General features: G+C 72.2%; 1 protein-coding gene. It reads left to right on the plus strand.

The annotated features are described in order from the left end of the window. The coding region (locus tag ABD385_RS40845) for an acyltransferase domain-containing protein (RefSeq protein WP_425585596.1) at window positions 1–5,167 on the plus strand (5,167 nt) is incomplete at both ends.

Raw genomic sequence — 5,167 nt, forward strand, 5'->3', positions numbered from 1 at the left:
AGGCGGTTGAGCGGGCGGGTATTGACCCGTTGAGTTTGCGGGGTAGTGCGACGGGTGTGTTCGCCGGTGTGATGTACGGGGACTACGGGAGCATCCTGGGCGGCAAGGAGTTCGAGGGGTTCCAGGGGCAGGGGAGCGCCGGCAGCGTCGCTTCGGGTCGCGTCTCCTACAGCCTGGGTCTCGAAGGTCCGGCGGTGACGGTCGATACCGCGTGTTCGTCGTCGTTGGTGGCGTTGCACTGGGCGGCGCAGGCGTTGCGCTCGGGGGAGTGCTCGTTGGCGTTGGCGGGTGGTGTGACGGTGATGTCCACGCCCAGCACGTTCGTGGAGTTCTCGCGTCAGCGTGGCCTGGCGCCGGACGGCCGTTCCAAGGCGTTCGCCGAGGCGGCGGATGGCGTCGGCTGGTCCGAGGGCGTGGGCATGCTGGTGCTGGAGCGTCAGTCGGATGCGGTCCGCAACGGTCACGAGATCCTGGCGGTGGTGCGCGGCTCCGCGGTCAACCAGGACGGCGCGTCGAACGGTCTGACCGCCCCCAACGGTCCGTCCCAACAGCGGGTGATCCGGCAGGCGTTGGCCAGTGGCGGACTCACTGCTGGTGAGGTGGACGTGGTCGAGGCGCACGGCACCGGTACGACCCTTGGTGACCCGATCGAGGCGCAGGCGCTCCTCGCCACCTATGGGCAGGACCGTGCGGTTGAGCGTCCGTTGCTGTTGGGTTCGGTGAAGTCCAACATCGGTCACACGCAGGCCGCGGCCGGCGTGGCGGGTGTCATCAAGATGGTGTTGGCGATGCGGCACGGCATGCTGCCGCGGACCCTGCACGTCGACGCCCCGTCCTCGCACGTGGACTGGAGTGCGGGTGCGGTCGAGCTGCTGACGGACGAGATCGCCTGGCCGGAGACGGGCCGGGCCCGGCGCGCCGGCGTCTCCTCGTTCGGCATCAGCGGCACCAACGCCCACGTCATCCTCGAACAGCCCGCACCCGTCGAGCCCGCGGACGGGGCGCCGAGCGAGTCCGCGCCCCGTGTCGTTCCGCTACCGCTGTCCGGAAAGTCTCCCGAGGCACTGCGTGACCAGGCCGAACGCCTCCTGCTCACCCTGAGCGAAGGGCCCGCCCCGCGCCCGCTGGACCTCGGATACTCGTTGGCCACGACGCGCTCGGCGTTCGACCACCGCGCGGTGGTGCTGGCCACCGACCACACCGATGCGGTCCGCGCGCTGACGGCGATCGCCGCCGGCGCACCGGACACTGCCGCCGTCGTCGGCCGTACCCGTGCGGGGCGCCACGCGGTCCTCTTCTCGGGTCAGGGGTCCCAACGTCTCGGTATGGGGCGTGAGTTGTACGGCCGGTTCCCGGTGTTCGCGCAGGCGTTGGACGAGGTCGTCGACGGTCTGGATGCCGAGCTGTCGTCGGGGATCGGGTTGCGGGAGGTGATGTGGGGCGATGACGCTGACCGGTTGAACGAGACGGGTTGGGCGCAGCCGGCACTGTTCGCCGTGGAGGTCGCCCTCTTCCGACTCGTGGAGAGTTGGGGTGTGCGGCCGGACTTCGTAGCCGGTCACTCGATCGGTGAGATTGCCGCGGCGCACGTCGCGGGCGTGTTGTCGCTGGCGGATGCCTGCCGCCTGGTCGCGGCGCGCGCCCGGTTGATGCAGGCGCTTCCGCAGGGTGGCGCGATGATCGCCGTCCAGGCGACGGAGGACGAGGTCCTCCCGTACCTCTCCCACGACCTGGCGATCGCCGCCCTCAACGGGCCCTCTGCCATCGTCCTCTCCGGCAGCGAAAGCGCGGCCCTCGCGGCGGCGGAGCGGCTCGCGGCAGACGGGCGGAAGACGACCCGACTGCGGGTTTCGCACGCGTTCCACTCACCGTTGATGGACCCGATGTTGGACGACTTCCGCACCGTCGCGGAAGGACTGTCCTACGCGGCGCCCACCCTGCCCGTCGTCTCCAACGTGACGGGTGAACTGGCCGCGGCCGATGCCCTCTGCTCGGGCGAGTACTGGGTGCGGCACGTCCGTGAGGCGGTCCGCTTCGCCGACGGCATCCGCACCCTCGCCGACCGTGGTGCTACCACCTTCCTGGAACTCGGCCCGGACGGGGTCCTCTCCGCCATGGCCCAGCAGACACTGACCGCCGACACCGACACCGACACCGACACGAAATCCGACACCAACACCGGCACGGTCCTCATCCCGGTCACCGTGCCGGTCCTCCGCAAGGGCCGCGACGAAGAGACCGCCGCGCTCAGTGCGCTCGCCCACCTCCACGCGGCAGAGGCCCGCATCGACTGGTCGGCGTTCTTCGCCGGCACCGGCGCCGCCCGCGTCGACCTGCCGACGTACGCCTTCCAACACGCCACCTACTGGCCCACCGGCGCCCTGTCCACCGCGCATGCCGCGGCCGTCGGCGTCACCGCCGCCGAACACCCGCTGTTGAACGGTACGGTCGAACTCGCGGACGGCGAAGGGGTGTTGTTCACCGGACGCCTGTCGCTGCAGACGCATCCGTGGCTGGCCGACCACACCGTGATGGGCCAGGCGCTGCTACCGGGGACCGCCCTGCTGGAGCTGGCGTTCCGGGCGGGCGACGAGGTCGGCTGCGACCGCGTCGAGGAACTGACGCTCGCCGCACCGCTCGCCCTTCCCGAGCACGGGGCTGTGCGGACCCAGGTCCGGGTCGGCGTCGCCGACGACACCGGCCGCCGCATCCTCACGGTGCACTCCCGGCCCGAGCACGCGACCGACGCGTCCTGGACCGCCCACGCCTCCGGCACCCTGACCACCACCACGGGCGCGGCACCGGCCGCGGCACCCTTCGACGCGACGGCCTGGCCGCCCGCCGACGCCGTCTCCCTCGACACGACCGACTGCTACGCCCGCTTCACCGCACTCGGTTTCGGCTACGGGCCGGTCTTCCAGGGCCTGCGCGCCGCCTGGCGCGCCGGTGACGTGGTCTACGCCGAGGTGGCCCTGCCGGATGCCGCCGGGGACGCCGCGGCCGGCTTCGGTCTGCACCCCGCGCTCCTGGACGCGGCCCTGCACGCCTCCCTCGTCGCCCACGACGGAGACGAGAGCAACGGCGGGCTCCCGTTCTCCTGGGAGGGCGCCACTCTCCACGCCACGGGTGCCACGGCACTGCGCGTCCGGCTGACCCCGACCGGCGACGACGGGCAGTCCGTGGCCCTCGCCGTCGCCGACACCACCGGCCGGCTCGTCGCCGCCATCGACAACCTGGTGTCCCGCCGCGTGTCCGGCGCCCAGCTGACCGGCGCCACGGGTCTGGTCAGGGACGCCCTGTTCACCTTGGACTGGACGCCGGTGTCCGAGGGTGCCGTCGCGCCGGCGACGCACGACGGGCGGGGCGCCCAGGACGCCGGTCGCGAGCCGGCCGCCGTCGCGCTCATCGGGACGGAGGACGCCGGCCTGGCCGCCGAACTGACCGCCGCCGGGATCCACACCACCACGCACCCCGACCTGGCCACCCTGGCCGCGGACGACGCGCAGGTCCCGGGCACGGTCCTCGTACCCCTCGCCTCAACGGCCATCACGCCCGGAAGTGTCACCACGGTCGGAAGCATCAGCGCAACGGGAACCGCCACGGCCTCCGCAACGGGGACCGCCTCCGCTTCCGCAACGGGAATCACCTCTGCCTCCGCGACGGGAACCGGAGCCGGCTCCCCGGTCGAGGCCGCCCACGCCCTGACCGCCGCCGCCCTCGCCCTCGTTCAGGAATGGCTCGGACAAGGGCGCTTCGTCGGCTCCCGCCTGGTGTTCGTCACGACCGGCGCGGTGGCCGCCGGCGGCGCCGACGTCATCGACCTGGGCGCCGCCGCGGTCTGGGGCCTGATCCGTTCCGCCCAGTCCGAGACGCCGGACGCCTTCGCCCTCATCGACCGCGACCCCGCTCCGGCCGGCACGCACGACCGCACCGCCGCTGCCGCCGACCGGGGGCACCTGCTGGCCCGGGCGCTGCACACCGAGGAGCCGCAGCTCGCGCTGCGCGACGGAAGTGTGCTCGCCGGTCGGCTGGCCCGCGTCGGTGCGGACGCCGCCCTCACTCCGCCGGCCGAACCGGCCTGGCGACTCGACAGCACGGCCAAGGGCAGTCTCAACAGCCTCGCCCTCACCCCGTACCCGGCGGCGCTGGCTCCGTTGACCGGCCACGACGTGCGCGTCGAGGTCCGGGCCGCGGGCCTGAACTTCCGGGACGTGCTCAACGCGCTCGGCATGTACCCCGGTGACGCCGGGTTGTTCGGGTCGGAGGCGGCCGGTGTGGTCGTCGAGGTCGGGCCGGAGGTCACCGGCTTCGCTCCTGGTGACCGCGTGATGGGCATGATCACCGGCAGTTTCGGATCCCTCGCCGTGGACGACGCCCGCCGCCTCACGCACCTGCCCGAGGACTGGTCCTGGGAGACCGGCGCCGGCGTTCCGCTGGTGTTCCTGACGGCCTATCACGCGCTGGTGGAGTTGGGCGGGTTGCGGGCGGGGGAGAAGGTGCTGGTGCATGCCGGTGCCGGTGGTGTGGGCATGGCGGCGATCCAGATCGCCCGTCATTTCGGTGCCGAGGTGTTCGCGACGGCGAGCGAAGGCAAGTGGGAGGTGCTGCGGGAACTCGGCGTGGCCGAGGACCACCTCGCCTCGTCCCGGACCCTGGACTTCGCGACCGCGTTCGCCGAGACCGCCGGGGACGGCGGCCTCGACCTCGTCCTCAACTCCCTCGCCGGTGAGTTCGTCGACGCCTCGATGGGGCTGCTCGGCGCCGGCGGCCGCTTCCTGGAGATGGGCAAGACCGACATCCGCGAAGCCGACACCCTCCCGGACGGCCTCTCCTACCAGTCCTTCGACCTCGCCTGGGTGGCGCCGGAAACCATCGGCACCATGCTGGCCGAACTGATGGGCCTCTTCCGCACCGGCGCCCTGCGGCCGCTGCCCGTCCGCACCTGGGACGTGCGGCACGCCAAGGACGCCTTCCGGTACATGAGCATGGCCAAGCACATCGGCAAGCTCGTGCTCACCCTGCCCCGCAGTTGGCAGCCCGACGGCACGGTGTGGGTGACGGGTGGTACGGGTGGTTTGGGTGGTGTGTTGGCTCGGCATGTGGTGCGGTCGTGTGGGGTGCGTCATCTGTTGTTGTCGAGTCGTTCTGGTGTGGCGGCGGATGGTGT

It is taken from the genome of Streptomyces lunalinharesii, from assembly GCF_039532155.1.
In the GTDB taxonomy this organism is placed as follows: domain Bacteria; phylum Actinomycetota; class Actinomycetes; order Streptomycetales; family Streptomycetaceae; genus Streptomyces; species Streptomyces lunalinharesii.